Below are 20,683 nucleotides of genomic sequence, written 5' to 3' on the forward strand. Positions count from 1 at the left end.
AGGCATTAAAGGTGCTCTATCAGGTTATCTCTGATGCTCCCGATTATCGGGTAAAAGAACACAGTGTCTTCAATCGTGTCGGTTGCATTCCTATCCTCTTGGTTCTTGTTTACAAAGTTCCAGCCATGAAGCAGATGGTGTTCCAAGTCTTTGTTTACATATTCGCGGAACTGTTGCAACGACCTGTTGTCTACAAGAAAGCGGTCTACTACTCGAATATCGTCGCAGAGTTGTACGAAGAAATCGTTAAAAGCCCTCACCTCTCCTACAATTCGGCTGCGTATATCGCCATCTTCCATGTCTGCATAAGTCAGGCATTCCTTATCTATCATGGAATAATTATACTTGAGAGAACTGTCGAAGTTGTCCATCAGTCGATTTAGCTCGCTTACCTGTTCGCATCCGGCATGATCTCTCACCTGCATAAGGGCGCCACGACATGTAATTTGCTTGGGTTCGCGCTTCTCCATGATCACCGAAAGGCCATCTGTATCGTAAGTTTCTCCGTAAACTCGCTCGAATACAGTCTGCGTCAACTGGTCTAAGTCGCGATTGCTACCTACGATATCGAGTATTTTCGAGCCTGTTCCGCTAAACATAATGCTGCGCGGTTTGTCGATTTGTCGGTGCTTCATCATACGTGCAACGTAATAAATCAGTGCAACATAGAAATATATGAATATGATCTTCCGCTGTTCATCCTCGTTCAAGCGCATGTTATACGAGAAGACATCGTTGCCGGATACTACCTTATTGGTTATTACAGAGAAGAGGAACGTGTTGATATCCTCACTTTTACGTTTGGCAGTTATATCATCGAGGATGCCGTTAAGTTCGCCATAACGGTCGTCATCGCCGTCGAAAAGGCGCTTGAAGTAATCTACGTACTTCATAAGCATGGGGTTTGTGTCGCCATGAGGTACGTCTGAAAAACCGTCGCCAAAGAGTACGTTGGCGGCAAACCGAAAAGAAGTGAGCATAACCGGCTGATGTGCGTTCGATTCAAATACCACCACGTCGCTCGAACCGCCTCCTATATCGATGCTTGCCACGGTAGACGCTGCCCCGCGGAACGTACTCGAACTCTTATAGAAATAATAGGGAGCTACGCTCTCGGGCATTTGTATAAGGTTCGTCTCGGTATCGCGCACTCCGAAGACCTCGCGGAAAGTCTTTGCCCACATGTCGCCCATCTTGCGTATATTGCCGACTTTCATGGCCAGCGGATAGAACCAAACGAGACGAGTCTTAGATATATCGCCATTCTCCAGCAATACTTTGGTACGCATGAGCAACGCCAATTCGGTAAGATATGCCTTCACACGCTTGCTGTTTGCCATCTCTGTAGACCATTTCAGGTTCGGAACGATGCGATTTCCGTAACCAATAGACTCTTTCTCGTATATGAACGGGATGTTTGCATCGCCGAGCGCCACGATATAATCGGCATTCTCGGCATCTAAACGCTCGCATTCCGAAAGCACTGTACGTTGTGGGAAACCGTAATCTTCGCCTATATTCTTAGGCAAGAACTCCTGTTTAAGAATAACATCGTATAGGATACTCTCTCCATTATATAATGTGGCGAGCAAACGGTCGCGCGATGCAGAAGTTATCTTAAGGGGTTCCGGCATGTTTGCTCCGCACATAGTTTCCACATGCGTATTGGTGGTACCGAAGTCGACAGCAAATGTAAATGCCTCGTGCCCGGGTATATAATCCGGCCACCGCGGACAAATAACACCCTCGGCAGTAAGGTTTTCGTTGCCATCAGATAGCGTTATGCCGATATAATCAAAATCGCTATGCAAGCAATAATAGCTCGATCCTACACGTTTTTCTGACTTCAACGACCGGTTACGCATAAGAATATCGGCATCGGGCACCTTGTTTCGATAGCCATTCTTATAGAAAGACAAAGATAAATGGTGGTTTTCAAGCATGCCGAGTGCACGGTCTATCAGCTGCACATTGTATTGTTTCAGGCCCTGCGTACGTACAAACGGGAAAATACTCAATGCAAACGGCACAGTAATAAAATACCCCCGATTGTTCTTCATATCGTAAGTTGTATCGACACTGTTTGCCGCTACATAAATTCGCTTGAGGGTAATATATCCGTTCTGCTTCTGTACAGGAATACGAAGTATGGCTGTTACGGTTTCCGTTTGTCCGTTCTTGCAGTGCTGGAGTTCGAACCTCGGACGGCCGCCTATTGTTCCATACAGGTCTTTTACATCAAAGTATTTGAAATAAATGGGCTTCAACGGGAGCACAAAGTCGCAATCGTCTGTCTCTCTACTACCGATAGAAAGGTTTCCATCGAAGAAACAATCGCGGTCTAACGTATAATCGAGCTTGATCAACGATGGTTGGAAGAAGTCGTCATCGGTCAACCAAGGGTACTGATGCGTAGTTGCAGGGAGAATACGTTTATCGGGTTCCAATACATAATCCTCCGGTTGTATGGCCGTGGTATCATCCCAAGCGCCGGTAATATACTTGAATGGATCGATAGACGTGGCATTCAAATGGTTCTGCAATACCAACGGAAGCCGTTCGTCTGTCGCACGCGAAGTTACTATCATAAAGTCGCTCCGTGCAATGGCAGCCTGTATATCTTCGGCACGTGCACAATAGAAAGGAACTCCAAGTGCCTGAACGCCCTCATCCAGACGATCGAAATTAGTATCAAGATACGAACGTGCCTTCTCTACATTGGCAACATCGTACACCAAGGGATTACCTATTTCTTTCAAAATCTCATTCTGCATGTCTGCCGAAAGCAACTTCATATTGGCAATGAGGTAAGCATTAACCTCGCTACAGAGTTTCTTCAAGTCGGGATAAGCCGTAAACAAAGCGTAAATGTACTTAATAAAACGTTCGTTACGCATATAAAGCGGCCGCCATAGGTCGAACAATTTCACGTTCTGCTCTACAGGAATATCGAATACATGGGGCATCGCATTGGGTGTCGACATGAACAATGTAACGGGAGAAGTGCTGCCGATGACCTGATTTCCAAGTACCAAAAAGTACAAACGATCCATACGGTCGAAGTTAAAAGCCTCCTTATCTTGTTCAAGAAACATCTCTATTGTCTCGCCCAACAGCTTATGTTGAGAAGAGTTTTTCAGCCCATCGAGCGCTGTCGCACGGTTCCATTCCACAATATGCAACCGGTTGCGAAGCTCGGTATAATTGAAAAACAGCTGTGCCACATCGAGTGCATTGGCAACGAGTTTCTCATCCATAGCCTCGCCATTCAGACTTGTATGCATGGAAAGACGCTTGAATGCATTCTTTACCAAGTCCATCTGAGCGAACGGGGATGGGATTGCAGTACGCGGATGTTGCGAAAGACCACCGTTAGGATCATCAATCATGTCGATTTCATCAGCATGATACTGGTTATTCAAAGGTATCCAACCCTCACCGGTTGTCTTTTTATTGTATGATAATATCTTTGACATGTTTGTTTGTTCTTGCTTTTACCGGTTATGAAAACAAATCGTATTTCTCGTCTACCAACTTGTCGAGCGTCTCATCAAGCAGATCTAAAAGTTTCAGCGCCACTTTATCGGTACCATACTGCTGCGTTTTTACGGCTTGCTGCGAGGCTTTATTCAACGCTGAAAGTACGCTTTTATAATCGATTACCGACTTAAAAAGACCGCTTTTCGGTGCAATATCGGTAAGTGCATCGCTCAGTTTATCCGTATTCAGATTAAAAGGTTGAAAGCTACGTTGATTGCCTTTCAACTCTTTTAGCCACAAACGATACCCTACAAAGAAGTCGCTTGTCAGCGTAGAATAAAAACTTGTGGATAGAAAACTGTTCTTTATTTCGGGTTTGTCTTCCGTATAACCTCTGCCGATATCTGCTTTCAGTTGATTTGTAATATACATATAGGCAAGATGGAACTTAATAAACTGCTTATTGATCAGTGCACGTGTAGACACTCCGAAGTCTTTCAACGACAGCGTTGTCTTATCACTGGCGAGCCCGTATTCCTTGAATACCGGATTTATCGCGTTACCATCGATAGTTTGCAGCTGCTCATCGGGCATGGAAAGAAAATCGAGTACGGCCAATGCACCCACAAACTCCACCACATGGGCATCATTGCGCTGCCCGTTACCACCGGGATCATTGAAATACGGATTAGAGGGAATTTCGTCTCCCAAGTAATAACAAGCATTGATCTTCGACATGGGTATGTCTACTCCATTTCGTTTCAGCCCCGTCAGGTTATCGTGATAATAGAACAAGGCCGACTTTGTTTTCGAGATAAAATCGGCATGCGAGATAGGACTGTTCTCATCCTGTTGCACATTGAAATACGGCAAAACCGTCAAAGCCCCTATCCGTGCATCACGCAAATTACCGCGATTGTTTATTTGGGCATTATTTCCGGCATTGCGAATGTTCTTAACTATAATGGGATAACCTGCCGCCCCCGTGCCGCCGAAGATAGAACTAACCACGAAAATACGATCGTTCTTTTGAAATACGTTGGAGAACTGCCTGAACTCTTCGGAATCTTTAAACTCGTTCAACGCCACCGAACCAATATTCGGAGAGCCCACAAAGCCGATATCCATCTTGGTGTTAAGCTGATCGTCGGAGAACATCATCGAGCATAGAGCCTGATTTCCTGTATCCAATGTGGAATAGGCAATGAAATCCTGAAACTTCTTCGACTCCACTGCTCCCATATTGAAAAGGAACGTATCACTCAGGTTACTGCCGTTAGGCAGAATATCACTCAACGATGAAATCTTGACAGAGAAGAAACCCTTTGCCACGTCAGCACTCTCGCCATATAGAGATTTACGAAGCTGCTTATACCAGCGCAGCAGGTTATCGGTACGTTTCAGGTCTTCGTTTGCCTTGTGCGGATCTACAATAATGGGGATCACCTCCAAGGATATGGGGTTCCCGTTATCGTCGACCGGATGAATTCCGGCAGCAAACTGCATAATGAGCGGACGCATAACACGGCTGCCAGTACCGCCAACTAAAAATAAGAATAGTCTCATCATTCTTTTTCAATATCTTTATGTCTGCATGCAGACGTCGACGCAAAGCGCCTGTTATTATTCCGGAATAGGGGTATGCCTGCAGTTAGACGACCACCAACGCACGGAATAGCTCGCCAATACGAAGAGCAGAGCCTCTACCACCATTACTACCACGCTAAAACTTAAGAGCTGAGAAGAATAAGATACGCCTTCCGTATCGAACACTCCATTCAGATATACATAAATTTCTATCGGAACGGATACCGCCGCAATCGCCAGCACCAACAGCCAATGATACCATCGGGAGAAACTCACACTGTTGATTACATAATAGTATATTCCGGCAAAAGCCCATGCCTCTACCGCCGAAATAACCGCTACGATAAAATAAAGATTTTGGTTATACATGTCTACAGAGAACTCATCTTCGTAATACATGGCCTCTAAAACCGTAGTGGAAAATATGATAAACAAGACTGTAAGTACAATTCCCGTTATCAGCAATAAAGTATTTCTTTTCATTTCGTAAGATTAATTTCTTTTAGGTTGGCCCATTGCTTAATTTTTAAACTTCAACTGCAGCCGGAAATAATAAGGTTCGCCGTCGGAATATTTCTCATAACTGCTGTAAATACCATTCAGCAAATACTTCAACCCGAAAGTAGTACGGCTATCGACATGGGTATCATCGTCGCTCGACGATGCGGTAATCCACTGCGGCATACGGTTAAGTAGCCTGATATTTACATCCTGCTCGTGCGTTATCCGGTCGGCCGACAAGATGAACAGATGCGTAGCACTGCCGATATATTTCTTTTCTGCCGGCGTTACATCACCTTTACCGATGCGACGTATCTCCTTGATTTCTATCTTGTCATCGGCATCTATGCGGTAATTGGCCTTATCCGTAAGATACTGATCATCAATAAGCATACCCGACAAATCTACAGCTAAAGCCAAACGAATGTCTCCGCTGTTACGGTCGGGTTCTACATCTTCAATGGCATGTATTTGGGTGTTCTGTCCACGTTCGGGGCGAAATCTGCCGCGAATACTACCATGTTTCAGAAGTAGAGAGCAATAAGGCTTGTACACATCGTCGGTCTCGAAGAGATACATGTTTTCGTATCCGCGCATAGAAGCAAAACGCGCGAATGACATATAATTCTTGTCTTTGGTCAAACGGGCTATATTGTCGTTGCTTCCAACCACAACAATGTAGTACGGGCGATACCCATCGTACCGATACCCTTTCGAAGGAGAGTTGTAAGGATAGTAAAGTCCGTTGTACGAACCCCGCATTTTCACGATGAGCATAGCCCGGTTTTTAACCTCATCCTTGAACACTGCGTTGGTCATTCCCTGTGCCTCGGCAAATACTTTCTGCGGATTAACGCCTGCCATATCCTTGGTCGAGTAAATCATATCGGTAACCAAGATGCTCAATTCATCATTGCCGGTCTTGTTGAGAATATTGCCGAAGATAGCTCCAAAATCGGTATATCCGGCATCGCCTATACCTTTTGTAGCCTCGAATATATCGCTATCTGCAATAAACTTACGGAACCCTTGCGGATAGGCATTGATGCTGCTGTTTACAATATATATCTTATTGTCTTCGTTATTGTTCGGTAAACTGTTGAGCATCGACACGATAGCCGCTTTAAAAGAACCGTCTCCCGCCGGCGAATCGTAGGCAATCATCGAACCGGAGCGTTCAAGATAGAAGTTAACGGCAAGATATTCGCGCCCTCCTATACCCACGAACGAGATCTTTTTAGCCGGACGTCTGTGCTCGAACAGTTCGGTTATATAGCTTTTCACAGCCTCTATGTCGAGTTGTCCGTCGTGGTAAAATTCTTTAAGTTGGGCCTTGTTGGCGTCAAGATAGTATTCAATCGACTGCCAATCGTTACGGTCGATGGTCTGATCTTTATCCGCCAAGCTGACGAGCATTAAGTTGAAATCTTTTTTCTGCCTGTTTCCACAACTGCTAAAACTTACTGTTATGATTGTCAAAAGCACTATATAGAAGAGGCTTTTCAATATCTTTCTCATGCAGATATGACGTTTATAAAAAGTATATTGTTGCAAAAGTAATCAAAAAACATCATACTACGCCCATTTTACATAAAGTTTTAATACTCTATCACACCTTATTGGCTTTATAAACAGGCGATACGATAAGAATAGAACGGCCGTACATCGCACTCAGGCCATGCTTCTATCTGCGTTAGAGCACACTTCTGTTCCTTACACAAATGCAAACGAAAGAAGGATCATGTCAGGAATTAACGGCTCCACAATGCGGACAACGGCCTTTATGCGAGAGCGTTGCACCGCAATTTCCGCACACATATCGGGCACGACCATACTCCACGTACCTATGAATAGCAAACATAAAGTAAACGGCAAGCAGGATATAGCCTATATAGTATAAGGTGGAAATACTGAAAATAATATAGTCTGCGGCGCATACAGCCACCAGTCCGCTCAGATATTGCACAGCCTCACCGAACGGTAACCTATGGCGCACGTCGTCTACAGCAGCAATGCCCACTATCAGCATAGCCCATACGGAAAGGAGAAATACCGACAGTATGGCGGGTACACCGAAGGGATTGAGCGTGGGATGGTAGTAGAAATGCCGCCAAACATCGGGGGCGAACATCTGTATAGAGGCATAGAGTGCCGCCGAGGAGGCCACGAGAAGGCACAGCAACGTGGGATAGAACGAGTCTATATCGCGGAAATGCACGATACGCGCCCGCTGCCTCAGCAACTTACGTATCCAATAAGTTACGGCTATGATGCTGATAACGACCAAGAAGATGAGCAAATGAACATCGGAAAACGTAGAGATGAACTGCGATATAGGATCGTCGGGTACCACTTTGGGCAGCATTTCGGTCTCGTGTATCCACCCGAATGTGTGCTGATCGCTGGCTAACTGTACCCACACGGAGTCGATGCTATCGGTAGAAATCATACGAATATCGGCTACTACCACGTGCTCGTGTCGGCGAAGAACCAGCGAGTCGGTCATCAAACCCGATATCATTTCTTCGGGTTGTTGCTTCAACAACACCAAGGAGTCGCTCTTCACAATAAAGTTATAGTTATTGGTATAGTGGTGCGTACTTTGGAAAGAAAGCGAATCGAGCTGCCGTTCGCTGTACTGAACCAGCGCATCCGACTTAGCCGTTTTCTTATGATAACACGACGAAAGCAACAAAAGCGCCGATACAACCCAAAGTGCCGACAGGCTTACGGTAAACTTCTTAGTTTTCTGCATATAGGTTCATTTGACATTCTTTACAGTTGAATTGCAGGCGAAAACGTCGCCCATCTGCCAATCTGAGATACAAGGGTTCGCGCCAGAAGGGCTTTTTTCCGCCGTATTTCACGCAATATCCCAAGCTGAAACGCAGACAATGACGACATTGCATGAGCAGGTCGGGCCGGCGAGATGCACCTGACGTGCCGTGAAGATGCGATGTTTCGAACGCCGAGGCAATGTCTCTAATGCCGCGATCTGCGTAAAATCGGCCGGCCAGACGGTTGGAAACATTGAAAAGGTAGGGGTGTTGTTCGTATTCGGGTTGCCAATATTTTACTGGTGAAACGGCCGAAGAAAAGACTTGCGAGGGCTGCCGATCGGCCGCGGGTACAATACTTTCCATCGCTGCACGGCGCAATTCGGCGAGTTTGCTCGACGGTACAAAGTATCTGTCTGCCTCCTCTCGTATCTCTATCTGCTGCGCCTCGTAGGGCGTATTGCCGAGTTTTCCGAGCTGATTGAGTATGTTTTCGCGCTGCGGTTTCAGGGCTTTCTGCTTTTCCATCGCCAATATCTTGGTCACAGGCACAATGCCTTCACCCGTAACAGACAGATTGAAGCCGTTTTCCGTAGTGCCGAATGCGATGCTAATCGGTATCTTTCGCACGGCTGTCCGCTGCGAGAGAATTTTTCCGAAAGCCTCATCGTTGTTTCGATACAGTGCAAATCTCGGGCGCAGGTGTGCCGGCATTTTCAACGGGAACAGCCGGTTACCCTCTACTCTGTTCACGCGGAAGCCTTCCAGTTCGTGCTCATTGTTAATGAAGCAAAGCCCGTCGCCATTACTGAACACGGCAGTTCCCGCCACATTGAAGCTGTTGTTGCGCAATTCTTTCACGCATCCGACATATTCGCCAAGTGCCTTCGGCGTGTCGGGAGAGTAGATGTCGGGCCGTCGCCCATGTAGAAAATAATCGGTATAACCACGGTTGAAAGTCTTTTTCAGATCGGGCTCGAAGGCATATTCTACCTTTCCCAGCGAAGCGCGTCGATAATCTTGCGGACGTCTTGCTATGACTTCGTTCAGTCGTTTACTGTATGCCGAGACCACATTCTTTACATAATCCGCCTCTTTCAGCCTGCCCTCTATCTTGAAAGAGCACGCTCCGGCATCGGCAAGCAGTTCGAGATCGTCAATCCGGTTCATATCCTTTAGCGACAGCAAATACCGCTGATGTTCGATTTCCCTGCCATCCGAGTCCATTAGGTCGAACTTCATGCGGCAGAACTGTGCGCACTCTCCTCTGTTGGCCGACCGACGGAAGCAATATTGAGAGGCGTAACAAACACCCGAATAGCTCACACAAAGGGCGCCATGCACAAATACTTCCAGCTCCATACCGGGCACCCGACCGTGGATTTCGGCAATCTCGGCGGCCGAAAGCTCACGGGCAAGCACGGCACGTTCGAAGCCTGTCGACCTCAGCCATGCCACCTTCTCGGCCGTTCTGTTATCGGTTTGCGTGGAAGCATGCAGTGCCGGCAACTTCATATCGGCATTCTCGCGCCGCAATGTAGTCATTATCTCCACTACCGCCATATCCTGTACGAGCAGTGCATCTGCGCCCGATGCTGCCAAACGGCATATCATATCGCGGGTGACGGCAAGCTCTTCTTCGTAAATAATGGTATTGATAGTGACGTAAACCTTTGCTCCGAACCGATGGGCATAGCTGCACAGCACCTCTATATCTACCACGGAATTGCCTGCGGCAGCCCTCGCACCGAAGCGATCTGCACCGATATACACGGCATCAGCGCCATGATCGATGGCTGCAATGCCGCATGCAAGGTCTTTGGCCGGCGCCAACAGCTCGAGTTTACGCATAAACGAAAATCATTATTATTTGCAAATACCTCATCTGATATCATTGATATCGTAGGGTGTTTCCTGATAAACGTAGTAATTCACCCAATTGCTGAAGAGCAAATTGGCATGGGCCCGCCACGTTACCAAGGGCTCGTTGCGCACATCATCGTCGCGATAATAGTTCACAGGCATTTCTACATCGCCCCGTTTCCCTGTATCGCGTTTATACTCCTTGTCGAGCGTATCGGAGGCATATTCCAGATGTCCGGTAATAAAAAATTCTCTCCCACCGCGCGCCATCACCATTCCGACACCGCTATCCGGCGAATCGCTGATGAGCGTGAGGTGGTTGTTCGCCACGATATCCTCGCGGTGAACTTCCGTATGGCGGCTCTGCGGCATGGAAAAAACGTCGTCGAAACCGCGGAAGATGGGTAGCTCGGGCATCAAAGGATATTGCCGGAAGATGCCAAACATTTTCTTTTTCAAGGGATATTTGGGTATACCGTAATGATAATACAGTCCGGCTTGCGCCGCCCAACAGATATACAGCGTACTCGTAACATGGTTGCGCGCCCAAGAGAATATCTTGCTAAGCTCGCCCCAGTACTCTACTTCTTCGAACGGCATTTGCTCCACGGGCGCACCGGTGATAATCATACCGTCCCAATTCTGCTTTGCCAACTCGTCGAAATCTTTATAGAACATCATCATGTGTTCCACCGGAGTGTTCTTGGGAGTATGACTACGCAGCTTCATGAAGTTGACTTCGAGCTGCAAAGGCGTGTTGGAAAGCAACCGTACCAAATCTGTTTCTGTCGTAATCTTCAACGGCATCAGATTCAGCACCACAATCTTCAATGGACGGATCTCCTGCCTGTGGGCACGACTTTCGTCCATAACAAAGATATTTTCCTTTTTCAGCAGGTCTACTGCCGGCAGTTTATCGGGTAATCTTAATGGCATTCGTTCATCAATCTGTTTTCATTCTGAATTCGTGACGCAGGTTCGCACGCCACGCCTCAACTGCAAAGATACAATATAAATCCGAATTATAGTAAGCAACGAGACAATTAAGTAGGGAAAGAAGGGGTTACGGAGCTGCAAAAACAGATTACAAATCGGCGACACTCCAAACGAACGGGAAGCAGAGAAAGCCATGCAACCTGCCTTTCACCATAGAATAACAAATCTGTTATGGAGAAAACAAACGCTTTCTCCACAGTGAATTGAAATGATGCAGACACCAAACGTGCCTGTTTGTCAAGAATACTTAGGCTGCCATTTGATATTTTCTACAGCTTTTCGGGCATCTGTTATCTTTTCCTTTGTTATGCCCTGTTTGATAGCATTCTCCGTTACAACCACGGCGATATGCTCGGAGAATTCCGTCAGTTTGTCCACCGGAGGTAATACAGCAGCACCAGATTTCGAGGTGTCGACCATTCCACCGAGGGCATGTGCGGCAGCCGACAGCAACGCCTGATTGACCACCTTGGCCGTAGAGGCTATTACACCGAGTCCCAATCCCGGGTACATCAAGGCATTGTTGGCCTGTCCGATGTCGTAAGTTACACCATTATACACAACAGGAGCACTGGGTATGCCCGTAGCAACAAGCGCTCGACCGTCTGTCCAACGGATAAGATCTTCCGCAGTGGCCTCTGCCAGTTCAGTAGGATTGGATAACGGGAAGATTACAGGGCGGTTCACAGCCGACGCCATTTCCTTGACAACCTGCTCGCTGAACATGTGTGGCGTGGTCGATGTACCGATGAGGATGGAAGGATGCACAGCCTTAACAGAACTATAAAGATCGGTGAACGCCGTTGCATCGGCAAACTCCGCGTGATGGCGAGTAAAACGTTTCTGCCCATCGGTCAGTCCTACGGTATCGTCAAACAGCATTCCCTGCTTGTCCACCAAGTAGATACGACTGCAGGCATCGTCTTTTGAAAGCCCTTGTTGCAGAAACTCCTCGTATATCTGCGTAGCAATACCCACACCGGCCGTACCGGCTCCGAAGACCATTACGCGCTGATCAACGAATTTCTCTTTCGAAATATTCAGGGCACCGAGAATACCTGCAAGCGCCACGATGCCCGTACCCTGTATGTCGTCGTTGAATGTTGTGATACGATCTTGATACTTTTCCAAAATCGTTGCGGCATTGGAACGCCCGAAATCTTCCCAGTGAAGGTACAAGCGCGGAAAGAGTTGCTCGGCCGTAGTAACGAATTTATCCACGAAATCATAATATTTTTCGCCACGCACGCGAGGATGCCTGTTGCCAAGATATAACGGATCAGCGAGCAACTTAGGGTTATCGGTACCCACATCCAGTACCATCGGCAGTACTTGATTAGGGTTGATGCCTGCAGCAGCCGTGTAAACCATCAGTTTACCAATAGAGATTGCCACTCCTCCGACACCCCAGTCGCCGATACCCAATATCTCTTCGGCATCGGTCACCACAATGAGTCGTATGTCTCTACCACCCGCCGCATTCTTCAAGGATTGTTCTATATCGTCGGGAGAATCAATAGATAAGAACGCTGCATCCTGCGGTTTCATGAACAATTCATCGTATTGTCTGATGGCATCTGCCACTGTAGGATCATAAACGATAGGCATAAACTCGGCCACATGCCGCGACATCAAGGCGTAGAAAAGAATGCGGTTGGTGTTAAACAGCGTCATCAGATAGACACGTTTCTCCAAATCGGTAGCTTTTCTCTGGTATTCTTTGTAGGTCTGCACTGTTTGTTCTTCAAGTGTTTGTACTACAGACGGCAACGCCCCTGTAAGGTTCAGTGCCTTTCTTTCTTCCAATGTGAATGCTGTTCCCTTGTTGCAGAACGGATCATTCAATATTTCTTGAGCTGTTTTCATAAGTTATATTTTTATATTTCGGGCAATAGCGCCCATGTTGTTTATGTTTGCAAATATAGCAAAAAATAGAAGAGGCGAATATAGAGAGAACTCGTTTTTTCATAATTTTAATGACTATCGGTTTCTAATTCGAGTAAAAATCTCCATCAGGTATAAAGTGACAGTTAATAAGGCTATGCTTCTAAGCGGTATAACCATTGCCTCTATCGTGCTTAGGCAGGCCGCCTGTCTGCATAACATGGTGTTTCTTCGGCGATTGATGAAATGAAAGGGACGAGTAAGGCAATAATAAAAAGACGTGGACACTCGGTATGCGGTTCCTCTTCCGCTACCGAGTGTTCACGCCCATTTGATGTTCTAAGTATAAAAATATGTCTTTCCGCTAACAACTTACCATAGTTGTAAACGCTCGCTTTCGGGCAGATAAAGCTTGTCGCCCGACTTCATGTCGAATGCCTTATACCAGTATCACTGCACAGCAGAGAAGAAATACTGATTGACAGACGTCCCTATCATCTATTCCACTGCCACGCCATCTATAGCCAGCAGCTCTCTGAGCCGGAACTCCACCAAACTAACATTTTGGCCACGGTAAGAACTTCGCACCATCATCTTTACGAATCTTCCCTTCACGCCACCGGCATTAATCACCGTTTGTGTTGCGTCGAACCAGTGTGGTTCGCCGTCGTGGGGTGCATCCACCGTTAGTAACTTCTGCCAATTGTTGAGTGCTACCTGATGATAGTCGCTCAAATTTCCGCCGTCGGCCACAGGCTTGAAAAGGAACTGCTCGTCGGCCGAAAGCATCACGTCGCCCGTATGGAAATCCGAGAAGTTCGATCGCTGCGTAATTCCCACAGCAATAATGTGACGCGCCTTGCGCATATCAATCACAAATACAGTTTTGTCAGCATCACGATGCCCTTTAAAAGCATGGTAATTACGCGAGTGACTATAATCGTAATCATCGCCCGAAACACCGCCGTGCGAGAACGAGGAGGCGTCGGGAATCTGCCATCCCGTGTGCCAGAATGTTCCGTTGTTATTATCGAAAATAGCACCAATGCCTGCATTATCCTCCGATCCGCCTATGGCGTTATCGTTGTTGCAGAACACTACCTGCCAGTCGGAACGATCCACCTCGCGCGTTGCAAAACGGGGGTTGCCTATCATCACATACGTGTAAGTACCGTCGATCTGCATTTGATCACCCATAGAAGAAGAACCGATCTTCAACGGAAGCAGATAACTGTGATCGCTCACCAGATACGCACGATTGATTTTGAGCGTGGCTTCGGCAGTAAGCGCGCCCGTTGCAAACGAAAGGTTCTCCACACTGTAGGCATTCGAAGGTAACAATTCGTAGCTCGTGCCATGAAAAGAATTATAATCGGCCACCGCCTGCGCGTTGTCCGTCACGTCGATCGTACAGGTGATATTCCATTTGTTGGCATCACAATTCTGTATCTTCATAGGCAGTACCACGTCGAGCGATTTATATATCATCATTTCGTCGATCTGTTTCTCGGCGAAAGAAATCATAGGGCTGCGCACGTCCAGTAAATACAACACGCTGCACATATCGGCGTTCACGCTATCGGTTGTGCTCACTAACTGTAATGGTAACACAAACCTGCTACTCGGGTTGGCCTCTATTAGTTGGAAAATTTCCATGGGCTTGAAGCTCACCGGAAAATACTTTCCCGCTTCACCCGCAGCAAAAGAAATATCCTCGCCACTCTCGAAAGTAAACGCCGATTGTGGTATCAGCTTATAATCTGCTCCTTGCACACCGCTGTATACACTGTCCAGCTCTTCTTGCGAAAGCACTCTCATGTGATACGTTGCGCTTGTATTCGGTTCACTTCCACCCTTTAGCACAATCAACGTGTCGGTGGCCGTTGCTTGCGTGGTAAACAACGATAGGTTATGCTGTCCGTAATTTTTCACATAAGCTACCTTGTGATAGGCGTCGGGTACCAAGTTTTGTAAATCGTAGTCGCTGTTACGGCACGATGTGGCCACGCCCATGCACATAAACAACAGAAGAATATAATATATTAACTTTTTCATCATCGTAAATTTATTTTATGGTTAATAGCCTGGCGACTGCCTTAGATTAGGATCGTTGTAAACCTCGCTGGCAGCAATTGGGAGCATGTACATACGATCGTTCCACTGGAAAGGCTGATCAATACGCTTAATTTGATTGAACTCCGTAAACGACGGATTCACTTTCTCGAGCGCATTCAATCCCTCGAAGCGGCCAGCCTTCAGATAATCGGGTGCCAGCATCCAGCGTCGTAAATCGTAATAGCGATGGGCTTCGCCCCACAACTCTACGAACCTCTCTTCGCGCACCATGTCCATCAAAGTGTGATCGGTGGTGATGTCGGCAGTTGTCAGCAAAGGAACGCCTGCACGCTCACGCACCACGTTCAAATCATCCAACGCTTTCTGAACATTCCCTACATTGGCATAGCATTCTGCACGATCTAAGTAAAGTTCCGCCAAACGAATGATGGGGAATGGCACCATACGTATGTTGTTTCCACCATCTTGCCTAAATTTGACGTTGGGTTGAATAAACTTCCTGTTGATGAATCCCGTCTGGTTATTATCACGTTGATATCGAGAGGGATTATATCCCTGACCAAGTCTAGCAGCACTGAGCATATTAACAGTTAAAGGATCTCCGTTCGAAATAACCTCTCCGTACACATCGCCGTCGAAAGACATCCATGCATAGAAACGAGGTTCTCGCTTATCGTGTAGCTTAATAATATTCGCATTGCTCAATCCCGCAGATTGCAGCCAGTCTGCTTTCGGGTAAAAATTACCATCGCGTTCGGGCAACTTGCCATCCGCGGTAAAAAAGTGCGACATCGTGTAAAGTGTGGGCGACATACCTGCCCATCCACCAATGGGGTTTCCACTTCCGTTCAGCGTAACTCCGTGAGGAATACTTATCAGCATTGAGTTCACTTCTGTGGTAATTACACCAAATATCGTCTCCTTGTTGCCTTCCGTTTCGGTAGTTGTCATGAGGTAACGCATCAACATGACTTTCTTTCTGAAGGTTTCATCAGCACCGTTATAATCAGGCAACGAAAGCTGATCGTTATTTCTTAAGACCTCTGAAGCCGCTACATCGAACAATTCTCTTTTGCCTTCGTTCACCGCAAGGTCAATAGCCTCGTTGCATGCTTCCAAAGCCTTTTGCCATTTGGCGGGGGCAGCAGTGCGGCTAACCAGCTCCTTTCCCCGCCCGGGAGTTTCATAAACCGTGTTCTCCCAATTAGGATAAGGAAACGAACCATTCCATAATGGCGATGCTGCATATAACAGCACGCGGGCTTTAAGCGCTTTGCATGCCGTAGAAGTAGCACGTCCCAATTCTTCTACAGACACCGTGGGAGGCAGATGTTCAGCTGCGTCATCATACCATTTGCAAATAGAATCCACACATACATCATAATGACTACGCCCGGGAAAATCGGTCTTGGCCGTGTTCTGCGGAATATAATGATCTACCAAAGGAATAGGCCCGTAAGCATTCAACAGCTGCATATGATAGAAAGCCTCCAAGAATTTAATCTCTGCTTTCCAACGAATTTTATCCGCTTCCGACACATTATCGGGGTGCAGCACGTCTATATATTTCATGAATAGGTGGCACTGACCTAAATTGTTATAACAGTTTGTCCACGGCCCAAACTCCGTATGGTTCGACGGCGTCATCTGGTTGTAAGAAACAAACTGCTCTCGATGCCCATACAATTGCGGCTCCACATACTCGTCGGCTGCCCCGAAATACTGACAGAACCAATCTAAATAAATAGCTGGAATGCCCGTATAGCAAGAATACAGGAAGCCTAATGTGGCATCTCTGTCTTTCATTGTATCATCAAAATCGGGAGCTTGCGGCGGCACAATATCCAAATAATTACATGAAGTCAGCACAAAGACCGACAACAATAATACCCCCAACGTTTTCTTTATCTTATTCAAACTAAACATAATTCATTAAATTTTAATTTGTACACCTATGTTGAACGTTCGCTGAAGTGGATAGGAATTCCACCAAATCTCCGGATCCCAATACTTGAAAGGACTGAACACAGCAAGATTATCGCCACTGAAGTAAAGGCGACAATAACGGAACGAATAGCCTATCTCTAGAGTCTTCCAGCGCAAGAAGCTGAAGTCGCGCAACCAAAACGTACTATTCGGTTGGTTATTAGCATCGTCGCTCTCGGAAAGTCCGAGACGGGGGAAGCCCGCATTTGCATCAGGATTGTTTTCTGCCCAATAGCTATCGGCCACCCATTGCATAACAGTACGTTGACTGCTGTTATTAGCATGGAAAGGCTGGAAGCCTTGCAAAATCTTCTTAGTCTTGGCAGAGCCGTTGAAGAACACGCCGAAGTCCAGCTTTTTCCATGTAAGGTTTACACCTATTCCATACTGCATGCGTGGCAAACTTCCATATTCCGAAATCATCACTTGATCTTCTGTGGTAATCTTTCCGTCTCCATTCACATCACGATACTTAATATCACCCACCATGGGCGTGCTGCCCAAGCCCGACTGATCGGCATGCAATCTTATTTCTTCTTCCGATTTAAACAATCCTTCGGCAATATATCCGATACAATGACTTAATGGTTTGCCTGTTCTCGTTTGCCATACGTAAGGATAATCCGGATCGTCTACATACACATATTTGTTTTGATTATAGGTTAAGTTACCTCGTACTTCCACATGCAATTCCTTATTGATATTCGTATTCCATACTACAGCTAATTCGAAACCCTTATTGTCTACTTTACCAACATTACTGAAAGGAATGGCCGACCAATAACCTAAGATCGTAGGAAAGGAACCACGACGCATTAAGATACGATCGGTTTTATGATGGAAATAATCGAAAACAATGTCTAATTGATTAAACAAACGCAGATCAAGTCCAAGATCAAACTCTTTAACACGCTCCCAATGAGCGTCCTCCACTGCATAACGAGCAACACCAGGACCATGTTTAGTAATATTATACGGAGAACCGTTGTACGGGCCGGTAGTATAACCACTCCCGCCTCCTACATTCACCTCGTTTATATAGAGGAAATGGGCTGCCCCTGCATCCTCTCCAGTATCATCGTTTCCTACAAGACCATAGCTACAACGGAGTTTCAGAAAATCAATATATTTTGAAACGGGCTTCCAGAACTTCTCGTTACTAACCACCCAACCGATCGATGCTGCCGGAAAGAACTCGAAACGTTGCCCTTTAGCCAAGCGTTCGGTTCCGTTATACCCAAAGTTTATTTCGGCCAAATAGGTATTGTTGTAATCGTAGGTAAATCTACCAGAGAGGCCTTGGTTCCTACTTGGATACACTTCTTCGCGGTATTCGCGCATCATGTACATCAGCATGCCGCCAACAGTATGTCCGCCGAAACGCCGGCTATAGTTCAAGCGAGCATCAAAATAGAACGTATCATCATTGTGTTTTGTGATATCCGACTGTGATATAAAGTCGGTACCACTCCTTAAAAGTTCCGTTTCAAACGCATTGGGATCACTCGCTTGCCAGCTGCCGTCTACCACTCTGTAATAATAAGGTGTGATGGAGCGTGAATAGTTGGAGCTTGCATATTGTTTCCAATTCACCAATGCAGTAACGTTTAATCCCTTGGTTATAAAATCCAACTCTTGGGTAACGTTCAGCGAGGTGTTGAATGTTGCGTAATTTAATTCCCGATAAGTGCTCAACATTTTAGCATAGGGGTTCACAAACAAACGACTATCGCTCATCACGGCATTACCGAAACGAATATGTTTATCGCCCTCTTGTGCGGGGAACATTACAGGGAATGTTACAGGATCGTTTTGAAATGTATCCCACAAAAGGTCTCGCGATGCAATATTAGGTCCTTTTGTATTACCTATTTGCGTATTCATTCGAAGACCAACTTTCGTGGTATTCGTGAGATCATAGGTCAGGTTATTCTGAAAAATATACTCCCAGTTATTATAGTTATTATTGAACGCGTAGCCGTTTCGCGTATTCAGCAATCCCGTGTTATGGTTCGACTGCAAGCTCATGTAATAAGCAATTCTGTTTCCACCGCCCGACACATTGAGATTTGCCCGCTGATTGAAACATCCACTTTTAAACAGTTGGTCGTACCAATTCACATTCGGATACACATAAGGATTTACTCCTTTGATTGTATTTTCAATCGCATCTTCGGAATATCTCGGGGTTGCACTCGGATGGCGAGTAATTAATGCCTCGTTATACATACGCATATAAGTTGGTCCGTCTACAAACTTCACACGGTTCACCGGATGCAAATACGAGGCTTCCAGCGTTACGTTAATGGCAGTTTTGGTATTTTTCTCGCCCGTCTTCGTTGTTATAATCATTACGCCATTAGCACCACGCGCACCATAAATGGCCGTAGCCGAAGCGTCTTTCAAAATGGTAAAGCTCTTAATGGTCTCTGGCGGAATGCGATCAAGGTCGCCGGGAAAGATTTCTACATCATCTAAAAGAATGAGAGGCCGTGTACGTCCGCCAAAGGTTGATACGCCGCGAATATAGAATTCGCCCACTGAGCCGGGCTCGCCGCTGTTTGTTTTGGCGATTACACCGGCCAACTTGCCGGCAAGGTTATTGGTAAGCGAAGAACTCGGCGTACGCAAATCATTTCCCGAAACGGTAGAGATGGAGCCCGTTACAGATATTTTGCGTTGCGTACCTGCACCTATTACCACCACCTCACCCATCTGGGCATCTGCCGGAGTCAGTTGGATATCCAACTCACCCACATTACCTATTCTCAATGTTCTTGTTGTGTAACCTATATAGGAGATGGTTATATCGTCATCAGAAATAATTCCTGTAAGTTTATAACGCCCGTTTACATCGGTAATACAACCTAAATTGGGCTTTCCTTTTACTTGAATAGTTACTCCGACAAGCGGTTCTCCCCCCGTTATTTTATCCGTAATAATACCCGTTAACATACGAGTTTCATTCTGCACCTGACGAAGAATATCGGCGTTTTTCCCTTGTTCATATATTCTTACATCTGGCTGTTCAACCACATAGGATAAGACTCCTCGCTCTTTCCTGTTGCTGTTCGCATTAAGAAAAAGACTCACTCCTGAAAACAAGAACAAGGCTAAAAGTCTCATAGATGTCAAGAAATGGCCTTTTTTAATGCACAAATCCTTCTTCAATTTTTCATTCATGATATTTTTATTTAGTTAAGTATTTTTTGTTAATTAATCTAAGTCTAATCAAAAGTTTTCATTAATCGGTCGTTTGATTATTCAGGATAACTGGTTACAAATATAGATTTTTACATAAAAAAATACAAGCATTTTAAAATTAAAAGCCATATCAATTATTATTTTTTATAATAATTTGTATTTTTTCAATGTTGAAATAACATAGACAATTCGACAGAAAGAAGAAAATAATCCACCTCATTTTTATCGGTCATCAGAAAAAATGGATGAGTAAGGCAATAAGAAAAGAGCGCGAACATTCGGTGTACGGTTCCTTTTCCGCTACCGAGCGTTCACGCCCTTTTGATGTT

The 20,683-nt window shown here is 45.9% G+C and carries 11 protein-coding genes; all 11 read right to left on the reverse strand.

Annotated features, from left to right (window positions below; genetic code table 11):
* Positions 1-5 precede the first annotated feature (5 nt).
* Entirely contained in the window at positions 6-3,476 is a 3,471-nt protein-coding gene (locus BN3912_RS02555; RefSeq protein ID WP_023984536.1) for a hypothetical protein, read from the reverse strand.
* Positions 3,477-3,501: 25 nt separating this feature from the next.
* Positions 3,502-5,046 (reverse strand): hypothetical protein, encoded by a 1,545-nt coding sequence (locus BN3912_RS02560; protein ID WP_230204627.1) that lies wholly within the window; start codon positions 5,044-5,046, stop codon positions 3,502-3,504.
* A gap of 57 nt (positions 5,047-5,103) precedes the next feature.
* Complete coding sequence (locus BN3912_RS02565) at positions 5,104-5,550, reverse strand: hypothetical protein (RefSeq protein ID WP_004368292.1); 447 nt, start codon at positions 5,548-5,550, stop codon at positions 5,104-5,106.
* A gap of 36 nt (positions 5,551-5,586) precedes the next feature.
* Positions 5,587-7,086 (reverse strand): hypothetical protein, encoded by a 1,500-nt coding sequence (locus BN3912_RS02570; RefSeq protein ID WP_023984534.1) that lies wholly within the window; start codon positions 7,084-7,086, stop codon positions 5,587-5,589.
* 226 nt (positions 7,087-7,312) lie between these two features.
* Positions 7,313-8,323 carry a hypothetical protein gene (locus BN3912_RS02575; protein WP_023984533.1) on the reverse strand — a complete coding sequence of 337 codons (1,011 nt, stop codon included), beginning with the start codon at positions 8,321-8,323 and terminating at the stop codon, positions 7,313-7,315.
* Positions 8,310-10,196: a peptidase U32 family protein gene (locus tag BN3912_RS02580; protein WP_023984532.1), complete on the reverse strand. Its 1,887-nt coding sequence runs from the start codon at positions 10,194-10,196 to the stop codon at positions 8,310-8,312. Before BN3912_RS02580 ends, BN3912_RS02575 begins: the two co-directional genes overlap by 14 nt.
* A gap of 30 nt (positions 10,197-10,226) precedes the next feature.
* Positions 10,227-11,144 carry a homoserine O-acetyltransferase MetA gene (gene metA, locus BN3912_RS02585; protein ID WP_023984531.1) on the reverse strand — a complete coding sequence of 306 codons (918 nt, stop codon included), beginning with the start codon at positions 11,142-11,144 and terminating at the stop codon, positions 10,227-10,229.
* 297 nt (positions 11,145-11,441) lie between these two features.
* Positions 11,442-13,070, reverse strand: a complete 1,629-nt coding sequence (locus BN3912_RS02590) for a malolactic enzyme (protein WP_023984530.1) — start codon at positions 13,068-13,070, stop codon at positions 11,442-11,444.
* Positions 13,071-13,586: 516 nt separating this feature from the next.
* A complete protein-coding gene (locus BN3912_RS02600) occupies positions 13,587-15,146 on the reverse strand; it encodes a DUF1735 domain-containing protein (protein ID WP_023984529.1) in 1,560 nt (519 codons plus the stop codon).
* Between the two features lie 18 nt (positions 15,147-15,164).
* A complete protein-coding gene (locus BN3912_RS02605) occupies positions 15,165-17,090 on the reverse strand; it encodes a RagB/SusD family nutrient uptake outer membrane protein (RefSeq protein WP_023984528.1) in 1,926 nt (641 codons plus the stop codon).
* A 6-nt stretch (positions 17,091-17,096) separates the two neighbouring features.
* Positions 17,097-20,333, reverse strand: coding sequence for a SusC/RagA family TonB-linked outer membrane protein (locus BN3912_RS02610; protein ID WP_064972257.1), 3,237 nt, complete (start codon positions 20,331-20,333; stop codon positions 17,097-17,099).
* Positions 20,334-20,683 lie beyond the last annotated feature (350 nt).

This window comes from Prevotella phocaeensis, from assembly GCF_900065875.1.
Classification (GTDB): Bacteria; Bacteroidota; Bacteroidia; order Bacteroidales; family Bacteroidaceae; genus Prevotella; species Prevotella phocaeensis.